General features: G+C 45.1%; 14 protein-coding genes. 10 read left to right on the top strand and 4 right to left on the bottom strand.

The features are described from left to right. Nucleotides 1-118: 118 nt before the first annotated feature. Nucleotides 119-616 carry a rhodanese-like domain-containing protein gene (locus QT990_RS32730; protein ID WP_333466251.1) on the bottom strand — a complete coding sequence of 166 codons (498 nt, stop codon included), beginning with the start codon at nucleotides 614-616 and terminating at the stop codon, nucleotides 119-121. A 394-nt stretch (nucleotides 617-1,010) separates the two neighbouring features. Between QT990_RS32730 and QT990_RS32725 the strand changes: the two genes are divergently transcribed. The 3 genes from QT990_RS32725 to QT990_RS32715 all read left to right on the top strand — a co-directional run bounded on the left by QT990_RS32725 (nucleotide 1,011) and on the right by QT990_RS32715 (nucleotide 5,274). Next, a complete protein-coding gene (locus QT990_RS32725) occupies nucleotides 1,011-1,730 on the top strand; it encodes a hypothetical protein (RefSeq protein WP_333466250.1) in 720 nt (239 codons plus the stop codon). 65 nt (nucleotides 1,731-1,795) lie between these two features. After that, nucleotides 1,796-3,808: a hypothetical protein gene (locus QT990_RS32720; RefSeq protein WP_333466249.1), complete on the top strand. Its 2,013-nt coding sequence runs from the start codon at nucleotides 1,796-1,798 to the stop codon at nucleotides 3,806-3,808. 5 nt (nucleotides 3,809-3,813) lie between these two features. Continuing rightward, nucleotides 3,814-5,274 carry a DUF1802 family protein gene (locus tag QT990_RS32715; RefSeq protein ID WP_333466248.1) on the top strand — a complete coding sequence of 487 codons (1,461 nt, stop codon included), beginning with the start codon at nucleotides 3,814-3,816 and terminating at the stop codon, nucleotides 5,272-5,274. A 59-nt stretch (nucleotides 5,275-5,333) separates the two neighbouring features. Here the strand turns inward: QT990_RS32715 and QT990_RS32710 are convergent, their stop codons facing one another. The 3 genes from QT990_RS32710 to QT990_RS32700 all read right to left on the bottom strand — a co-directional run bounded on the left by QT990_RS32710 (nucleotide 5,334) and on the right by QT990_RS32700 (nucleotide 10,513). Next, nucleotides 5,334-6,050, bottom strand: a complete 717-nt coding sequence (locus QT990_RS32710; RefSeq protein ID WP_445305469.1) for a Uma2 family endonuclease — start codon at nucleotides 6,048-6,050, stop codon at nucleotides 5,334-5,336. 218 nt (nucleotides 6,051-6,268) lie between these two features. After that, nucleotides 6,269-9,280: an EAL domain-containing protein gene (locus QT990_RS32705; protein WP_333466246.1), complete on the bottom strand. Its 3,012-nt coding sequence runs from the start codon at nucleotides 9,278-9,280 to the stop codon at nucleotides 6,269-6,271. 399 nt (nucleotides 9,281-9,679) lie between these two features. Continuing rightward, complete coding sequence (locus QT990_RS32700) at nucleotides 9,680-10,513, bottom strand: prohibitin family protein (protein WP_333466245.1); 834 nt, start codon at nucleotides 10,511-10,513, stop codon at nucleotides 9,680-9,682. A gap of 628 nt (nucleotides 10,514-11,141) precedes the next feature. On the opposite strand from QT990_RS32700, the gene nfi reads away from it, so the two are divergent. The 7 genes from nfi to QT990_RS32665 all read left to right on the top strand — a co-directional run bounded on the left by nfi (nucleotide 11,142) and on the right by QT990_RS32665 (nucleotide 19,612). Then, nucleotides 11,142-11,795: a deoxyribonuclease V gene (nfi, locus tag QT990_RS32695; RefSeq protein ID WP_333307310.1), complete on the top strand. Its 654-nt coding sequence runs from the start codon at nucleotides 11,142-11,144 to the stop codon at nucleotides 11,793-11,795. A 475-nt stretch (nucleotides 11,796-12,270) separates the two neighbouring features. Beyond that, nucleotides 12,271-12,501, top strand: coding sequence for a KGG domain-containing protein (locus tag QT990_RS32690; protein WP_006631632.1), 231 nt, complete (start codon nucleotides 12,271-12,273; stop codon nucleotides 12,499-12,501). Nucleotides 12,502-13,122: 621 nt separating this feature from the next. Further along, entirely contained in the window at nucleotides 13,123-13,653 is a 531-nt protein-coding gene (locus QT990_RS32685; RefSeq protein ID WP_333307308.1) for an FHA domain-containing protein, read from the top strand. 245 nt (nucleotides 13,654-13,898) lie between these two features. After that, nucleotides 13,899-15,902 (top strand): FHA domain-containing protein, encoded by a 2,004-nt coding sequence (locus tag QT990_RS32680; protein WP_333307306.1) that lies wholly within the window; start codon nucleotides 13,899-13,901, stop codon nucleotides 15,900-15,902. 59 nt (nucleotides 15,903-15,961) lie between these two features. Next, complete coding sequence (locus QT990_RS32675; RefSeq protein WP_333143310.1) at nucleotides 15,962-16,390, top strand: hypothetical protein; 429 nt, start codon at nucleotides 15,962-15,964, stop codon at nucleotides 16,388-16,390. Nucleotides 16,391-16,711: 321 nt separating this feature from the next. Further along, nucleotides 16,712-18,400 (top strand): ankyrin repeat domain-containing protein, encoded by a 1,689-nt coding sequence (locus QT990_RS32670; protein WP_333143309.1) that lies wholly within the window; start codon nucleotides 16,712-16,714, stop codon nucleotides 18,398-18,400. A gap of 57 nt (nucleotides 18,401-18,457) precedes the next feature. Further along, on the top strand, nucleotides 18,458-19,612 hold the full coding sequence (locus QT990_RS32665; protein ID WP_333143308.1) for a DNA cytosine methyltransferase: 1,155 nt from the start codon (nucleotides 18,458-18,460) through the stop codon (nucleotides 19,610-19,612). Nucleotides 19,613-19,915: the final 303 nt, after the last annotated feature.

Genomic DNA, 19,915 nt, shown 5'->3' with positions numbered 1-19,915 from the left:
TTAATAATTAAATGGGGTCGCAAAATCAAAAATAAGGGTAATGATTGTATCACAGTTTAAATGTGCAACAGCTTACCCAACTTCTTCAATAAGCCGGGGATCTAGGTATTCGGTGTGATTATTTGTTGATTTTCTGGGCTTCGGCGTGGTGTTGCAAGCGAGAGAAAACGTTGTAGGCGTCGGGGCCGGGAGTATCGTGTTCGGCAGCGCCGTCGATGGGGCCGTCAATGGCTTTCCAAGCAGGAATTCCGCCTTTGAGTTCGGCTACTTTTTGAAAGCCTGCAGTGCGTAGAAGATTGGCAGCTTCGGCGGTTTGTTGGTCGTTTTCGCCGTAGATGTAGATGTCGCGGATGGGTTCTAAACTCGATTGTGCGCGCTCAACTAATTCGTCCATTGGCATCATTACCGCGCCGGTAATGTGGCTTTTGGTGAAGCTTTCAAAATCACGAGCGTCGATGATTGTGAGTCCGGGTTCGCCCCAATCTAAACGGGCTTTGAGGTCGTGGCTAGATGCTTGAGCTTTTAAACCAGGAGGGGTGGGAGTCAAATCGGGAAGCTTTTCTTTGATGTCGGAAATTTGATCGGGAATAGTTTTCATGAGTAAAATGTTGTTCAATGTTTTGATTGCTATTGCAATGTAACAAGATGTTTAGGTTGAATTCGTCTTTCTAAAGGCAGAATCCGGCATTGAACTAAAGTCGCAGTTAAGCTGGTTTGTGGGTTGTTAGCTGCGGTTGGGATCGCTACATTTGTTGAGGTTGCTAGAGCATAGCGGGCTGTGCTTCAGATGGTTTCGATCGCATTTGGTGCAGAGAATTTGAACTGCGATCGCTCTTTCGATCCGATATTTTATCAAACAATCACCTTTTAGTCAATCCCTATTATTTTTAAATGAAATTTGCATAAGTTGTGCGTAGCCTCGCGCGGATTTTTGCGGAAAAGTTTAAATGTTGGCCAGGAAGGTTTCTGGTAAAATCTAAGAGTAAAAACAAGTATTTAAAGGTATGAATATGTCTGAGAAAGATGAAATTCCGGTGTCTAACACTTTGACACCGGAAGAGCAAGCGGTGTGGGATGCGAAGGCGAAAGTTCGGGTACTGCTGAATTTGTGGGATTTGGGCGGCGGGAAGATGAAGGTGAAAAAGGGGGATTTGACTAAGCGGATTGTTCGCACTAATGAGACGAGTCAGAGATATCTGGGAGTGCTCGGCGAGTTGCAGGCGACTGGGGCGATCGAGTATTCGCTGGTAAATCGGGTGACGCTGGTGGAATTGAGCGCGAAGGGGAAAGAAGTTTTAGCGGAAGGCTTGAAAAGTAAGGATTCTCTGTTTGAGTTTGATGGTTCTCAAATTGGTACTCGGCTGGGAAATTCTTTGTTGAAGTGGATTCGGCATCAGGATGGTGCGGCAAGTGTGGCGGTTGAGGCGGGGAAGGCGGATGTAGGGACGATCGCATCCTATGAAGATTTTAAGGCTGTGGCGATCGATGTGTATGACACCTTGAACCGGGATTATAACTTAGACGATTTAGTGCCGATTTATCGGATGCGTCGGGCGATCGGCGAAAGGGTAGGGCGATCGGAGTTCAATGAGTGGCTGTTGGAAATGCAGGCTACTGATATTTTTCAGCTTATAGGCGGCAGTGTAGAAGACAGCGCCCCCGACAAAATCGAAGATTCTATCACCACAAAAGTGAACGGTTTGCGCTGCTATGCCAAGCGTTTAACCTAATTAACTTGAGTTCCGAGTTTTCCTCAACTGCATTCGCTCCTTTATCTTCACACTCACACAAAACGATGAATGACTTTCACTCCTCAATCGCATATCTCGATCAAGCTATTTCAAGTCAAAACCCTTTTGACAGATCGTTAATAGTCAGGAGCAATGATATTTGGAAGCCAAGTTTTCCTGATGTTCCTTCTATCAATGCTCATGCCTCTGATGGTGTTTTTCAAGCAATCGAGCAAATTCGTGCCGGGTATCGCACAGTTAGTGGCATCACGATCAGAGCTGAAAAAGGTCTAGGAAAAAGCCACCTAATCAGTCGGATTCGCAGCCGCCTTCTAGAGGAAGGTGGTTCTTTCTTTGTTTATATGAGCGATGTAGACTATGGAAACTTAAACCGAGTCCACGCTAACTTTCTAAACACTTTGTCTTTAAGCCTGAAACAGATTGGTAACGAAGGGGTAATGCAGTGGCAAGAATTAGCAACTGCTTTGATCAATGAGGCATTAGGAAAAAATCACATACCTCAAAATTTAGTCAAGCAATTTTCGGGGGCATTAGCTAAAAATCCTAAATTAGTTGATCGCTTAACTGAAAAAGTGCTTCAACTGAAGTCAAACATCGAAAATCCTTATTTGATCCAGGCTATTCTGTGGACACTTTCTTCCGAAAAAGTGAGCTTTGCAACCAACTGGCTGTCTGGAAAATCCTTGGCACAGGGACAAGCTGATGCAATGGGTTTACCAAATTCTACAGAAGAGGATAAAGAAGGTGAAGCATTTCAGACTGTCTGCCAAATTTTAGACTTAATCGGTGATTACAGAACTCTAGTAATTGGCTTTGATGAGTTAGAGAGTGTAGATCGGAATGATGCTGGTTTCAACAGGGCGCAGGTCGTCGCACTCTTAGTAAAAGACCTGTACGGTAAAATTAAACGAGGTGTTTTAATGACAGCTATGTTTAATGAAACTTGGCAATTTCAAATTAAAGCATTACCCCACGCCGAGTCAGTCACAGCTAGAATGGGTGAAAAGATTTTTGATCTAAAGCATCTCAATGCTGATGATGTAGTGACTCTAGTTTCTCAATGGCTCCAAGAATTTTATGACAGTAAAAGTTTAATTCCACCTTATTCCGTTTATCCTTTTGATGAAGCTGAACTGAGAGAACTGGGCAAAGAAAAGTTAATTGTCAGAAAGGTTTTAGAGGAGTGTGCTAAGAATTGGAAAGTGCCTGGTGAGCCTCCACCGCCAACCGCAGCAGATCCACTCCATCAAGTTGAACTTGCATTTAACAAGGAACTAAATGCACTTGAGACAACAATAGAGAAATATTTTGACGATAGCGATATTTTAGCGGAGGCTCTATATTTTGGCTTCCTTTCAGTAAAAGGCGAGATTTTGGAAGAAGTGGAAGTTGAGGAGATTGAAAAAGTAAAAACTAAAGCGGCAGACAGAGGTTATCTTCACTTTAGAATTAGAGGTAAAGAAAATGGACGGTCTGTCAAGATAGTAGTAGCAGTAGTTCAAGAATCTCGATCCAAATTTGTGAGCGCGGCATTAAAGCGGTTAATTCAGTATCAAAAGTTTGATATGACTCGTGGTTGTTTAGTTCGTTCTAAAGATGTTAAGTCGAATACTGTAGGCAAACAGTGTTTAGACCAACTTCTTTCTCCAGAACTAGGTGGAGAATTTGTCAAACTCAAAAGTGAAGATATCAAGCCTTTATTAGCCATTTATTTTGTCAACAAGGCTCGCGAAGATTACGAGGTAACAGAAGAGCAAATACAGCAGTTTATTGTTCATAAAAATCTTACCCAAGAAAATTATTTAATTAATGAAATTCTTAGCGCTCCGTCGGGTCAGATTCCTGATGGGTTGCTTAGCGCTCAGTGGGGTCAGATTCCTGATGGGTTGCTTGAGAAATGTGAGATGGCTGAACTGGATGAATGTGAGATGGCTGAACTGGATGAATGTGAGATGGCTGAACTGGATGAAGAAAGTATGGCGGAAAGTACCTTCATGCCTGATACAACGGAAATTAACAACCTCGACGAAGCACTTGATAAGTTATTAGGTCAATAAGTGGGATGAGTTATTCTGTTTTTGTTGATACGGCTTTGCAGTTACCTGCGCCAGATGTGGAAGCCTTAATCGAAGGGCGAGTGATTGCAGCCATGCCTCGAATGTTCATCGAGCCGGGTAGGTCATTTGCCCTATATCCAGCCAATATCTCGATTAATTTGCTCCCCCATGAGCAATACTACCGATCGAGTTTTTTACCAATTGCTAAAACCTCATTTTCTCAGTTAAGTTCTGAGACGGTTTTGATAAAAGCTTGGGCTAAGTGCGAATGGTGTCAAATACTAAACGATCCAGAATCATTAGAGGCTTTGTCGCAGTTAACAGTCTGGACAACAGAGGCATTACAGCAAACTCTCCTGCAACGACGTAATATTTTTCTAACTCATCTTCGCGTTTATCTGCTGCCTCAGCCGCTGGAAATGCCAGTGCATCCCAGCGGCAATTTTGTATCTTTGCCAAAATCCCTAAATGTTACTGATTCAACGCCTGTGTTGAGCGACTCTATCTTTGCCAAACGCCGTCAACAACTGGAAAAACTAGAGCCTCCTGAACATCCAGAATTGGAAGAGTTGCAAAGTGCATTAGTGCATTTATCCACCACCAACCCAAAAGCCAAACAACTAGACGCAGAAATCAAAATGTTTCTAGGTTGGAGTAGCGATAAGCCTGTAAAACCAATCAAACCGGATTTAGCTTGGATAAAGACTATAGCAGCTTTGGGAAATCGCACCAAAGAACTAGATACAGACAAAAGCAACTATCGAGCAGGAACAGACTTTGAAATTGTAGTGCGCGATAGCCTTAAGTTTTTGGGATTTACCATAGATTATGCTCACAAAGGTGGTGCTGGTGGCTTAGATTTATTATGCTCAAAACCTTACCCCTTAGTTGGCGAGTGCAAAGCCGGTAAAAAAATCCCTAATGATACAGCAGTTCAATTGCTGAATTTAGGAACGCTACGGCTCCAAGATAAAGAAACCCTCGCAAAAGCAACTAAGTTGATTATTGGCCCTGGCGTTCCAACTACTCAACTTATGGATGCAGCAAAAAAACACGGTATGGCAATTATGAACCCTGAGACGCTTGAAAAACTGGTTAAACTTCAAAGCAACTATCCTAACTCGGTGGACTTATTTAAACTTAAAGAATACTTGAAACCGGGACAATCTGATGATGAAGTTGCTAAATATATTGAGCAAGTTGAACAAGAAATTAAAGTGCGATCGGATGTTCTGCATAGTTTGAAAAAGTATCAGGAAAAGAGTGGTTTTGAACGAGCAAGTGTCGAGGCTGTTAGTGGTGCTTATTCAATGTCTAATGCACTTAGACCGTTATCACCCAAAGACTTGCACGAAATTCTCGTTGAGCTTTCCTCTCCTTTGACAAATTATGTGGGGCGGATTAAAGGAGAAAATTGGCAAAGCGATCGCTTTTATTTCCTGCGCGACTTGCCGCTAGATGATTGAGATACGTCAAGGGCGATTCCCTGCGGGATAACTTCGCTTCACGTACTTCATCCAATTTCCTACACAGCATCAGGATCTATGCCCAGTTCCCGTAACCTCGCCGCCAACCTTTCAGCTTTCTGCAATTGAGCTTGTTCTGCCTTAATTAACCCTTCCACCAATGGCGGCTCTAAAATTTCATTGACTGATAATCTCAGATTGGGAAATACTACAGATACCATTTCCTCACCCGGCAAGAAATCTGTATACGTGTAACCATCTTCACCTTCAATCAATGCAAAAAGCCGGATTTTTTGCTTGCCCGTTTTAGGGTCAACAATGCAATATTCGGGCACATTCGCTAATTCGTACTCTCCGCGTTTGATTACGTAATCTTCGCGGCGATTTTCGCTCACCACCTCTACCACTAACAGCGGTTTTTCATCAAATTCGAGGATACCTGCACCTGGTCTAGCAGCAGCTTGTTCCAAAAGACTTTGAGTGCAGACAACTACATCGGGAATGCGAGATTTATCTTCATCGGTTCTCACTCCCAGACCCGTTTTTACTACTAAGTCGAGATTGTGTTCAGCTAGGTAACGCTGCAATTGGTAAACTAAATATTCGCAAATTTTGATGTGTAAAACTGTTGCTGTTGGCATCGGGATTAATTTGCCTTTGTACAGTTCGTATTGTACATCTATTTCTCCTTGATAAAATCGGTATTCTTCAAAGGTTAAAGTCGGCGAAGTATCGAGTTGCTGTTCTGCTAAAACTGGGGCGATCGATTGAGACATAGGTTTTGGTATGAGTTTGCCTTGATACCAATTTAATGCGAAGTTGCACATATCTCGATCCCCCTAAATCCCCCTTCTTAAGGGGGACGAAAGATCGGAATCTTGTCCCCCCCTTTGTAGGGGCGGTGCCCCCGTGCCCGCCCTCTTGGCTAGGGGGGATCGGATTCTATGCAGCCTCATAAAAAATTGCCTTGATACAGTTCCTATTGTAGATCGGATTACCATTTGGGCGATCGCCTCAACAAGGCTGTAGCTGCCTCACTGTCGAGAGGTTTAGAGAAAAAGTACCCCTGACCGTACTCGCAGCCGATCGACCGCATTTGAGCCAATTGGACGGCGGTTTCGACACCTTCTGCCACTACCTCCATCCCCAAACTGCGGGCCAGCATGACGATCGCCCGCACGATTTCCAAATTTTCGCCCATTTCCCCAATGCGACTGACAAAAGAGCGATCGACCTTCAAAATATTAATCGGGAACTTGTGCAAATAACTCAGAGACGAATAACCAGTGCCAAAATCATCAATGCACAAATCAATCCCCAAGTCTCTCAACTGCGAAAGCATCGCCGCCGCCGCTTCCCCATCTTCCATCACCACACTCTCAGTAATCTCCAACTTCAAACAGCGAGCATCAACACCTGTTTCCTGCAAAACTTGCTTAATTTGCTGGATGGATTCCGGTTCCGAAAACTGCCTCCCGGAAAGATTTACTGCTACAGTCAGCCGCGAATTTCCCCCAGGTAAATTCAAACTCTGCCACTTAATAATTTGGCGGCAGCTTTCGTTCAAAACCCACAAACCCAAAGGCATAATTAACCCAGTTTCCTCCGCCATCGCAATAAATTCCATCGGGGAAACTAAACCCCGTTCCGGGTGCAGCCAGCGCACCAGCGCCTCAAATCCGATAACTGAGCCAGTTTTCAAACTAACGATCGGCTGATAATAAACAGTAAAAGGACATTCCAATTTTAAAGCAGTCAATTGCGACTTCGGACGCTCCAATCTCCGATCTATTTCACTCATCGGCGAGTTTTCCGCCGCCGTCCCACACGCGAAATCCACGATCGAATATTTCAAATTTAGTTCTTCAACCGACTCCCGCAAATCGTTTTCCAAGTGCATCAAAGCCACAGCGCGAGCGTGCATCGCACTGGTAAAAACTTCGTAGCGAGCTTTACCGAGAGCTTTTGCCCGGTACATCGCAATATCAGCATCGCGCAAGATATCTCCCGGCCACTGATATTTGTCCGTACTTAAGGCAATGCCGATGCTAGCAGTAATTAAAACTTTATTGCCTTCCAAATTCAGCGGTCGTTCGATCGTTTTGAGAATTTCCTTTGCTTGGGCGATCGCCTCATCAACACCGTGAATTTCTTCCAGCAAAATCACAAACTCATCTCCCCCCAGACGAGCCACCGTATCCCCTGGCCGCAAACAAGTCAAGAGACGGCGAGCCACAGCAACCAACAGCCGATCGCCCGTGCGGTGTCCCTGACTGTCATTAATCACCTTAAACCTGTCCAAATCCAGAAACAGCACCGCAAACTGATAGGTTGGATGCCGTTGCGCGCGGGCAAAAGCTTGCCCCAACCGGTCAGTCAACAAAGCACGGTTGGGCAACTCCGTCAGCGCATCGTGCAAAGCATCGTGCAACAATTGTTCTTCAGCCAGCTTGCGCTCAGTCACGTCGTGACAGTTGACCACAATTCCCCGCACCGAAGGTTCGTTGAGCAAATTCGTCGCCACCGCTTCCAACACGCACCAGGAACCGTCCTTGTGCTGCACTCGGTATTCCGCCATTCCCAGGCTAACTCTGGGCATTTGCATGACACCTTTGAACACTTGATCCACTATCAGCAATTCGTCAGGGTGAATCAAGTCAAATATAGACCGGCCGAGCACTTCCGCCGTCGGGTAGCCCAAAATCCGCTCTAGCGAAGGAGATACATAGCGGCAAAAGCCTTTCTCGTCGAGAATCACAATAATGTCTCTAGCATTTTCAATCAACGATCGAAAGCGCTTTTCGCTTTGCCGCAGCTCTTGTTCGGTGCGCTTTCGATCGGTAATATCGGTATTCATGTAAATCAGACCGACAATTTTCCCTGTAGCGTCTTTAATAGCATCGGCCCGCAGCAACACTTGCAAAGTTTCACCGCTTTTAGTGCGGTTGATAATTTCACCAAACCAAGAATAACCTTGGGCGATCGTGTCGAGTACCTCCCTGGCGACTGCGGGGTCAGCAAAAACTGCCGATATACCTCCGGCTAGTTTAAATTCCTCTGCGGTGTCCCATTCAAATAGCTGAGAAAACGCCTGATTTTGATAAATGTGAGTGCCGTTCGCATCGCTGATGCCGATCGCGTCACTCGAACTTTCCACCGCCTTGCGAGTCAGCACCAGAGCTTCTTCTGCCAGCTTGCGCTCGGTAATGTCAATCCCTACCAGACAAGCTGCTGTGCCCTGAGCGTACTTTTGAGCCACAATCAAATAGTATCCCTCCGACTGTCCCCCGTCGGTTTGTACCTTAACGTTGAGTTCTTTAACCGCTTCCGTAGCGTCGTCGGCAAAAAACTCCACCACAAAAGAGTTAAAATCCGAGCTAGCAGCCAGAAAACCAATATCTTGACCGACAAAAGCCGACGGCGGCAAACCATGCAGTTTGGCTAAGTGCTGGTTAACCCCCAAATAGCGCAAATCCGAGCTAATCCAAGATACTGTGCCCGGAACTGCTTCCAAAATCGTTTGCAGTTGGTCGTTAGCTTGCTGCAATGCTTGCTGCACTTCACATATTGGTTCCGACAAGTCCGACTGAATCCCTACAAAGTGAGTCAAATTAGCCTGGTCGTCTCGCACGGGAGATAGCGACAATTTGCTCCAAAAAGGAGTGCCGTCTTTGCGGTAATTTTTGATTGTTGTCTGGAGTTCTAGACCTTGGCGCAAGGCGTCGCGGATCTTAGCTACAGTAGTTCGATCGGTATCGGGGCCTTGCAAAAATCGGCAATTGCGCCCCAAGATTTCACTGGCGCAGTAACCCGTCATCCGTTCAAAGGCCGGATTGCAATAAATTATGGGACAATCGGGTGCATTGGCGTCAGCAATGACAATGCCGCAGCTACTAGCTGCCAAGGCTCGATCGCGTAGCCACAGTGCTTCTGACGCACTATGGCGATCGGCGGCACTCCCCACTTCACCTAAATTAGAAATTGACTGGTTCTCCCGATCTCCCATCAGCCGAACTTTCAAGCAAACCTTTACAATTTCCGAGTTGCTTCTTACTTTAACGTTTTTCAGGACTCGCGCAACGTAAATTGTATCTTGGTATTTAAGTAAGTGGGATCTAACTCACATCTTGCACCATTCTCAATTACTTGTTTAGGAACAGGCTTTTCGGCCTGTTCCACAAGAAAACTCATTCTTTGTGGAACGGGCATCTTGCCCGTTCTTGACAATGGTGCAACATCTGAGATTTAACCTTAGTTGTTCGTTGTATTTTATACGCTTGCTGTTGGGCATTTAAAAAAGCACATCTTCACATCCGCAGTGAAAAACCCTCTATTCTTCCCCCCCTCAGACTCTCTCCCCCTCCCCCCTTCTCCCCGCACCCTGGCCATCACGATCTGCCGCAGCTTATTTAGCAGGAGTTGCAGGTTGAGAAGTCGGCGGCGCAATATTAATTAATGGCAAAGTTCCGCCTCCTCCCATTACTGTCGGAAACTGGCCGTTCCATTTTTCAATTGCTTGCTGCTGCAAAATTTCGGCTGTTAATGTTTGCCGCTGCAAGCGTTGAGCTTCGGCTTTACCTTTAGCGCGGTTAATTTCAGCTTTAGCATCTTGGGTGGCTTTTTTAACTGTAAATTCTGCTTGTTTAGCTTCTTGTTCGGCTATTTGTTTGGATTCGATGGCTTTGCTAAATTCTGGAGAAAAGCCAAAATTTATTAACGAAACATCTCTGACAATGACGCCGTAAGGTTCCAAACGCTTTTTAAGGCTGTTGTCGATTTCTGTTTTGAGTTCGGTGCGCTTAGTGATAATTTCTTCTGCGGTCTTTTTAGAAGTTGCTGCTTTGAGAACTTCCGAAATAGCCGGACTCAAAATGCTGGTAACAATTTGTTCTTCGTCTCCTATTTGTTGGTAAATTTGATTTACTTTGGCGGGATCAACATTCCAGTTGACTGCCAAATCGGTCGTAATGCTTTGCAAATCTTTGGATGCTGCATCTGCTTTCAAATCTGTTTTTTGTACCCTCACGCTGAGAGTTTTTACAGAGGTGACGATCGGGAAAATCGGGTGAATGCCTTCATCTAAAATCGCGTCTTGAACTTTCCCGAAGCGCATCATAACGCCCCGTTCCCCTGGGCCGACGAGGGCAAAAGGTCTTAAAATTAAGGCGGCGATGATGAAGACGATGCCACCGACGATGTAGAGAGCTAGGTTGTACTGAACACTTTTCAGGGTTTTCATATGTTAATTCACCTATGTTGTGTTACTTGATGTTAGTTTTATCTTCGCTATTATCTAAAATTATAACTTCATGTTAAGGGTGCAACAACTCATAAATTCATTGATTTTTTTTCATAAAAGTCATATAGTTGCGAGGGTCTGGGAACCTCTTAGCTCGATGAGCGGGGATGTACAATGGCACTTGTAGCTGGGTGAGATTATTGATTAATAAATGTTTCAATCATCTTGACAAAGCGGAGTTTATTAGATAATGCAGAAGTAAATAGATAGCTCGATCGCTCTGGGACAATGGATAAAATGGCGATCGGAAAGAGAAAGCTTTCTAGAGAGCGAAAAGCTCAAAATTGAACAGCTAATTTTTGGGTAAATTTTAATGGCAAATGGCAGGTGCGTGCAGGTAAAACCTTTAGGGGTTGGTGCAAGCACGAGCGAAAGATAGAACTTCACTCTCAGACCTACAGACTCTATTTGTAGAATTGGCATCGGCCCGCCTTGCTCAACCCTCCTGAGTAGAAAAAAGACTGCTTGGGCAAGTTGGGAATTTATAGCTACAAACGATAAAAATCCGAGTTTAAAAATGCCCGAAAATAAGTTAAGCTTAGATGAGAACGGTTGAAGAAAAATCAAAATGTTGCAGCGACACCCTTGGCCGCAGACAATTGAAGAGGCGATCGCCATTCAAGAACAGCTTCGGTCAGAGGTAATTACCGAAAATCAACTGGACACAGTTCGGTACGTCGCCGGTGTAGATGTCGGCTACGACAGTGCAAACGACGTATCGCGGGCCGCTGTAACAGTTCTGAGCTTTCCAGACTTGCAATTGCAGCAGCAAGCTGTGGTTCGCAGTCCTACAACTTTTCCTTACCTTCCGGGTTTCCTGTCTTTTCGAGAAGTGCCTGCAGTTCTCGAAGCTTTAGAAAATATCAGTTTGAGGCCAGACTTGATATTGTGCGACGGTCAAGGACTAGCCCATCCCCGCCGATTCGGTCTTGCGTGCCATTTGGGGGTTTTGACAGGGATTCCCACGATCGGAGTTGCCAAAAATCGATTTATGGGAGAACATTCAGAAGTCGGACTCGATCGGGGCAGTTGGCAACCCTTGCTGTTGGAGGGATCAACCGTAGGAGCCGCGCTGAGGACGCAAACAGGGGTAAAGCCGATGTATGTGTCGATAGGTCATAAGGTAAACTTGATCAGTGCGATCGAGTACGTCCTGCGCTGCGCCCCAAAATATCGCTTACCAGAAACCACTCGATCGGCAGACCAACTAACATCGGGATAACTGGCAAGCGCGGAATGCCCCAAAAAAAAAGTAAAAAGACCAAAAAAGCATCCGTCTTTGGACTTTTAATTTTTGAGGTGGCGCCGCCCGAGTCGAAAAATCCTCTGAGTCTACTGCCAATCAGCTTTCGGTTCCATCCTTCCTGCGAACTAAAGCATCCTTCCAGCGAACTAAAGAATGACTATACCTGAGAAAGAGGTATAAAAGTTGGGGGGGTTTATAGAATGATTGAAAGACAGTAACCAGCTTAAAACATTGGCGGCTCTAACTATAGTGCCCGGGCGTGAACTATTTTTAGTTCACATTTGTAAATTATGAAAGATTCATCCTGCGAGTTAAACCAAAAGCTTAGATTCGTGTGATGAGGTTTCATAATTTACCGTCGGATATCTCACCACTGACTGGGAGTAACCACGACAGTGGGAGGCGAAGGCGCGATCGAGCTAAAAAATCAGAAACAAACAAGGAGACAGTCATGGCTGAGAAAAGCAAACGCGGATTCGCTTCTATGGATGCAGAAAAACAGCGCGCAATTGCTAGCAAAGGCGGAAAAGCTGCACACGAGAAAGGAACTGCACACGAATTCACCCCTGAAGAAGCCAGACAAGCTGGTCAAAAAGGCGGCGAAGCTGTCAGCAGAAATCGCGAACACATGGCTCAAATTGGTCGCGAAGGCGGTCGGAAAAGCCGCAAGAGCGAAGCTTAAGTCTCTTAAGGCTGGCCCTGTAATGAAAGATGGCACAGTTGCAGCGTGAGAGCAATTGCTAGGACAGTGAACGTTTGAGGAGGTGGGGCGATCGAAGTTACCGAGGTAGTTCGATCGTCCCACCTCCAAAATTCGTCACTAGCGCACCAAAGCTTCGCAAATGTGAAAACCCCACAGGAATTAGTTTTTAGCAATCCCTGGCAAATCTTGAACAGCAATTTTTTAACAAAGGTGCACTGGGGTCAATAATTTTGCGGGAAACAAAAGCTGACAAGCGCGATTAAGTCTCTCAAAAAAAGCCCATACGAGCACTAAAAGCCCCGAATTCAGGGCTTTTTTGTATAGCTGCACATAATATTTTTAGAAGTGCGATCGAGTCGGCGTCATTCGATTTTAGATTTTAGATTTTAGATTTTGGATTGACTTGCGCGAGATTAATTCGGGGGCTTGAGGATTTTAGATTTTAGATTTTGGATTGACTCCACGGATAAATCACGTGGCGGGTACCACCTTTGAAATTCTTGGTCAATAATTATAATTAAGTTTTTTGGTGAGGAAGTCCCTCCTCAAAATAAATCAGCTAATATTTTTTTATATTTTTGAGCAGCAAACTATACAATCATGACAAACCAGCTCACTTTAGCATGGACAGAAGCTGGGGTGCGCCAAACTCAGACAATTGAAAACGGACAGCCGAGCAAAAATCCCGGAACCGTGAGGCTAGGGCGCGATCCGGCGAAGTGCGATATAGTATTTTCGCATCCCAGCGTATCGGGGCTGCACGTTGAAATATTTTTTAATCAGGAATTGCAGGAGTATGCAGTGCGGAATTTGCGCGAAAGCAATCCGCCGCTGGTAGATGGAAAAATTCTCGCCCGAGGGGAAGCAAAATTGAACTCGGGAAGCCATATCCATTTAGGCCAAGTCCAAATTGAGGTGGTGAATGTGACGGAGGTGCAAGTAGCCGCGCCGCAGACAGTTTTGCTGTCTGGGCCTCCCGCACATGGTAACTTTCAGCCGACGGGGCCTTCAAAATATGGTTTGCAGTGTCCCAAATGCAGCCGAATTTCGCCTTACGCGCAGTTGAATGCGGGGTGTCCGTGGTGCGGTACTTCTTTGGCGGCGGCAGCGAGTGTGATGATCTCTCCGTGAAAGTTGGAAGAACTGAGATGTTGCACCATTCTCAATTACTTGTTTAGGAACGGGCAAGATGCCCGTTCCACAAAGAGTGAATTTTCTTGTGGAACAGGCATCTTGCCTGTTCATAAAAGGCTAATTGACAATGGTGCAAGATTTAAGAAAAAGGGAAAATCAGGGTATTCGCTAAACACTCTCAACTTCAAAAATCTTTTTTTGCAGAAAGCTCAAAGCCGACGGCTGATGTTTAAAAAATAATCATGAATTCTCAACCCTTGCGCCTGCGACTGACTTGGACAGATACAGCTACGGGGGATTGTCGATCCCCGATACTCGACTTACCCATCGCTTTGGGACGAATTTTTGAAGCTATGCCCGCCACTATCAACGGGAAACGAGTTTCTCGAATTGCCCTCAGCAGCAGTCAAGTTTCTCGCTTTCATGCAGTGATTGGCACCGAAGGTAACAGTATTTTACTTACTGACACGGGTAGCCGCAACGGTACTTTTGTCAACGGCATTCGCCAAACCCGGTGCGTGCTGGCAAACGGGGATATGCTGCAAGTTGGGCCCTACGCGATCGGCATTTCTTTTGCTGTTAATTCCCCAGAAACGCCGTCGGTCAATTCTCACATTTTCTTTAACCCACAGACAAATGGGCCAGACCCGGCATTGGGCCAGCAAATAATGTTGCAGCTTCCTCAAACACCTAGTAGGGGAGAATTTCCGCCGATCGCATTTTTGCACGCTTCTCAAGTGTCAATGCGATCGCTCCAATCTATGGGACTGCCTATGACAGAAGTTGATTGGGCTGCCGTTGGCGGCGGTTTAGGCAGCTTTATTTGGGTGGATTTGCTCAGAATTTGCGGCGTGAAAATCGATCGAATTGCGGTTTTGGGCATGGAAAACCAGCCTTACGCCCGCTATCTGCGTCTGTGCCTGAATTCTCAAATTCCGCTGCGGGAACGCCTAAGATCGAATTCTGACTCTTGTCCAGACAACATTTGGGGGTGGCCTCCCTATGCTTTGCGGGAAGCTTGGCGGGAATTGCTCAAAGGGCGTTTGGGAGTATCACTGAAGTTGATGTGGCAGGTGTTTGCTGAACCGACTTTTGCCGAAACTTATACGCCTCGCGCGGGGAATGTGTTTGATTCAATTGACAGGGAAGTCGATCGAATTGGGTGGAATCAGATGTTTCGCTACGGTAGAGTGCGGGGAATTCGCAAAACAGATGACGGCAGGTACGCGATCGCTTATTCTCGATCGAATGCCGAGCACCGCGATCACGCTTTTTTAATCGCCAAATACGTACACTTAGCCACCGGCTATCCCGCCATTCAATTTCTGCCAGACTTGCAAGCTTACCGCGAAAAAACCCAGGATTTTGAGTCGGTTGTCAACGCTTACGAAAGCCACGACGGCGTTTACGAAAAATTGGAGGCCAGCGGCGGCAGCGTGTTAATTAGAGGCCGGGGAATTGTGGCTTCGCGGGTGGTGCAGCGAATTTACGAAGCGCGGCAGCGAAACCGTAATATTCAAGTATTGCATTTGATGCGATCGCCCAAACCTCAAGGTAACAAATTTAAACTCGCTGAGCGCAGCGTCGAAAATCACTACGAATTTCAACCTTTCAACTGGCCGAAAGCTTGCTGGGGCGGGGAACTCCGCGTACTTTTGGAAAAAGTCGCCCCGGAATTGCGGCCGCAGTTGCTCACAGACTGGGGCGGCACTACCACCGCCCAGCGCAGCGACTGGCGGCGGATTGTCAAAGAAGGTTTAAGTCAAGGATGGTATCAAATTACCTTCGGGGAAGTCGAGCGAGTCGAGCGCGACAGTCAAAACCGCACGGTGACGTACATTAAGGAGAAGGAACTCAAGGGACAAATTAAGTTAGAGGCTGATTTTATTATTGATGCTACGGGTTTGGACGCTAAGGTAAAAACCAGTCCTCTGTTAAACGATTTGGTAGTTCAATACAATCTTCCCCTCAACGGTTTGGGCCGGCTGAGTGTTAACAACGATTTTGAAGTGCCCGAATTGCGGAATTCTTCTGCTAGCAACACAGAAGGCCGGGTATATGCAGCCGGCGCGATTACTTTGGGGGGGCCTTACGCGCCGGTAGATAGTTTTTTGGGCTTGCAATACGCCGCCTTGCGATCGGTTGAAAGTCTGGCCGCCAACCGAGTTGCTGGTGTGCGGAAATTGAGCGTTTGGCGATCGTTCGTGCAGTGGTTTAAGTGGATTTTCAATAAATCTCCAGATTGATTAAAAACAAAACCCTTTCGCATTCAATCTAAAATCCAAAATCTAAAATCTAAAATCGAATGACTCCCACCTTATTTGGTCGATGGCAAACTCGAATTTTATTATTTGCAACAGTCGGCGTTTTAGTAACACTGCCATTTTTTCTAGGTTTAATCGCTGGTAAATCAGGCTCGATATTTTTCGGGATTTTAGGGTATCTAGCGATTTTTGGCATCGGCTGGGATGCCTTATATATCTCGATCCAGCAGTACCGCTGGGATCGAGATTGGCCCGGCGCATTTCAATTGCTCGCTGGGATTTGGGAAGCACTTTTTGTCTTGCTATTAATCAAAACTATCGGTTTACCGGGGATACCGCTGCTAGACTTTGATTTAGGAGCTTTTGCTCTACATTATAGTTTTGTATGGCTGGCTATTTATCTGGCATCGCAAACAGTAATGCGGATTTTGTTTCCCTACTGGCGTTTCCGAGGCGGCCAATGGTTCTAACAATAGTTTGGTTCAGGGAGCGATCGGGCAAATCTATCTTATAATCCACATCAAGCACCTTGCCAAAACTATCCCTTGGGCTTTCCTGATTATCTTCCTCTCTTGAATTTAGCCAACACGCTCTTGAACTTGGCGATCGAAAAAACCAGAAACCACACCACAACACCCGCACCGATGCTAATCAAAAGCAGCATTAGCTGATGGGTGTATAATGGAGAATTCACCCCTCGCTGGAGAAACTAATGCAATGGAACCTTAACACTATTCCAAAATGCGGTACAAATCTTAGGAATATTTGATTAGTAAATTTAACTCAAAGCAATGCAAATTCATATTGATGCCGAACAAGGAAATATTCCAGGTGTAGCCCACCAAATTGCTAGTGGAGTCGATATTGATAGTACAGATAACTTTTACTCAAACACACCATTGATGTGCGCGATATCTAGCTCAAAGGCAACGAGCGATATGGTTAAGTTTCTTTTAGACAACGGAGCTGATATTGAAGTGATTTGTGGAGAGCATGAAAATAATGTACTCAGCTTAGCCGTGCAGTCAGGGAGTCTCGATAAAGTTCGACTGATTTTGGATGCTGGAGCCAACATAAACTATCAGAGACCAAATGGCTATCATGTTTTAATCGATGCCATAAATGGATGCGCTATCTCAACAGATCGAGAATTCTTATCAATTTTAAGTTTGCTGATCGAAAGAGGTGCAGAACTTAGCAATGTCAGTATCTACAGCAAGTCCGCCGTGAGTTTCGCCGCACAAAGGGGACGTTATGATGCTGTCAAATTATTGCTAGAGGCAGGTGCGGATGCTAGTGACCAATGGGCGGGACTAATGCAAGCGATCGCCTGTGAGGATGTCGAAAATGTAAAGGTATTACTCGCTCAAAATCCCGATCTTTCTGCGCGCGACTGCTGGAGTCGAACTCCTTGGCTGTTGAGTTTGGAAGTCGGTAAGCTTGAAACAGCCAAATTATTATTGTCAGCAGGAGCAGATCGCAGCGATCGTGGACACTGTGGCCAGACTCCATTGATGTATCCCATCGAAAACGATAAAACCGAAGTCTTAGAATGGTTGATTGAGCAGGGATTTGATATCGAAGCTACTGATGATTTTAATAGCACTCCTTTAATTTTAGCGGCAGAATGTGGCGCGACTGATTGCGTGCGTATTCTCTTAGAGAATGGAGCAAATCCTAGTCGAATAAATCATTGCTCTGATAATGCTATTAAATTGGCAAGTAATCTACAAATTGTCCGAATGCTTGTTGATGTGGGCGAAGATTTAAGCGATATTAGCGATGATATGAGGTCATATCTCACTGGAGTGGGTAATTACGATCTCGAAGTAACGCTAGAACAGTATTTGTCTGGCAGAGAGCGTCGATTTGGGAAAACTAATCCAGAAGTAATGGAAGTGGACTTTTGGAAGGCAATGATTCTGAGTGGTAGTGGGGCTTGGGATGCGGACTCAATGTTTAGCGGGGATAACTACGATAGACCTGTTGTATGGTGCTATCAAAGATTTGGGAGAACAATTACAGAATTGCCAGATGGAAGAATCATTGAAATTGCTGGCGAACACGAAGATTACTACGATCCAGACTTTTGTATCTATAACGATGTGGTTGTTTACGACGGACATGGCAATTTTAAGATTTTAGGCTATCCCAAAGAGGTTTTCCCTCCCACTGATTTTCATTCTGCAACCTTAGTTGGAGAGTATATCTACATTATTGGCAATTTAGGCTATCTTAAGGACAGAAACTATAATGAAACGCCAGTTTATCGACTTCACCTCGACACGTTCAAAATAGAAAAGCTGACAACTACAGGAGATAAGCCTCAGTTGATTTGTTGTCACAAGGCGCATTACAAAGAGCCATCAAAAATATTAATTACTGGTGGAAAAGTTGCCGAAAAATACGTTGATAACTCAATCGATTATATTTTGGATTTAACAACTTTAATTTGGAGTCAAGCGAATACGCATGAATAAAATGAGTTCCATTAAGTTAATCTTTTCTGTTTCCCAATTCCCAATTCCCAATTCCCCATGCCAAATTCCCAATTCCCCATCCCCTGTATTTTCTCATTTTTTTCGGGTTCTGGCTTGCTCGATTTGGGCTTTGAGTCGATCGGCTTTAATGTAGCGTATGTCAATGAACTTTTCCCACCTTTCATGCAAGCATACCGCTATTCTCGGCAGTGCATGAATTTGCCGCTACCAGAATACGGATATTGCGAAGGAGAGGAAGCAGATGTAACTCGACTTGTAGGGGGAGAACCAGCTTTTCGCCTGCGGGAATTGATGCAGGATGCCCGCAAGCATCACGATATTGTGGGATTTATCGCGGGGCCGCCTTGTCCTGACTTTTCTATTGGTGGTAAAAACCGGGGTGGGGAAGGAGATAAAGGTCAACTTTCAGCTTCATACATTGAATTGATTTGTCAGCAGCAGCCAGATTTCTTTTTATTTGAAAATGTCAAAGGTTTGTGGAGAACCAAAAAACATAAATCTTTTTACGACGAACTAAAACATCAGTTGGCTGATTCGGGATACGTTTTTGCCGAACGTTTAATTAATGCGATAGAATACGGGGTTCCGCAAGATAGGGATAGAATTATTTTGATTGGGCTTAGAAAAAACCTTGTCAAAAATATGGGCATTTCCCTAGAGGAAAAAAGCCCAATGTTAGCCGAAAGTTTATTTCCTTGGCAAAGTCAGGTATTATATCCCAAATCAGAAATTTTTTCTCATCCTTGGCCAGAGAGAACGGCCTTTGCAGATGATGATTTCGTGCCTTGTCCTGATGGCATTCCCCAAGATTTAACGGTAGAATTTTGGTTCCAAAAAAATGACGTTCTCAACCATCCTAATGCCAAACACTATTTCCAACCCAAAGCAGGCATTAAGCGGTTTGCTTCCGTTGATGAAGGAGATGATTCAAAAAAATCTTTCAAGCGATTGCACCGATGGCGTTATTCGCCAACAGCTTGTTACGGCAATAACGAAGTTCATTTGCACCCTTACAAACTTCGTCGGCTTTCTGTTGCAGAAACACTGGCTATTCAGTCACTGCCAAAAGATTTTGCACTGCCGGAAAAGATGACGTTGACTAATATGTTTAAAACTGTTGGCAATGGGGTTCCTTATTTGGCTGCACAAGGTATTGCCAAAACAATTTTACATTTTTTACAGACAAAATAAATAGAGAAATAGGCACAAATAAACATTAGGATCGCGAATTATACCAATTTTTCATGAGGTTGCATAGAATCCGATCCCCCCTAGCCAAGAGGGCGGGCACGGGGAGTAGGGGTCGCACCGCCCCTACAAAGGGGGGGACAAGATTCTTCTCTAAGTCCCCCAACAATCAGGGGGATTTAGGGGGATCGAGATATGTGCAACTTCACATTAAATTGGTATTAAATAAGGCGTTGCTGAATCAAGGTATGAATACCCCAGGAATGGGAATATCGTCAAACTTCAAGTAATGTATTAATAACTTAA

It is taken from the genome of Microcoleus sp. T3_B1 (assembly GCF_036700445.1).
Taxonomy (GTDB): Bacteria; Cyanobacteriota; Cyanobacteriia; order Cyanobacteriales; family Microcoleaceae; genus Microcoleus.
The sequence above is the reverse complement of the archived record's forward strand: the minus strand, read 5'-3'. Positions and strand labels throughout refer to the sequence as shown.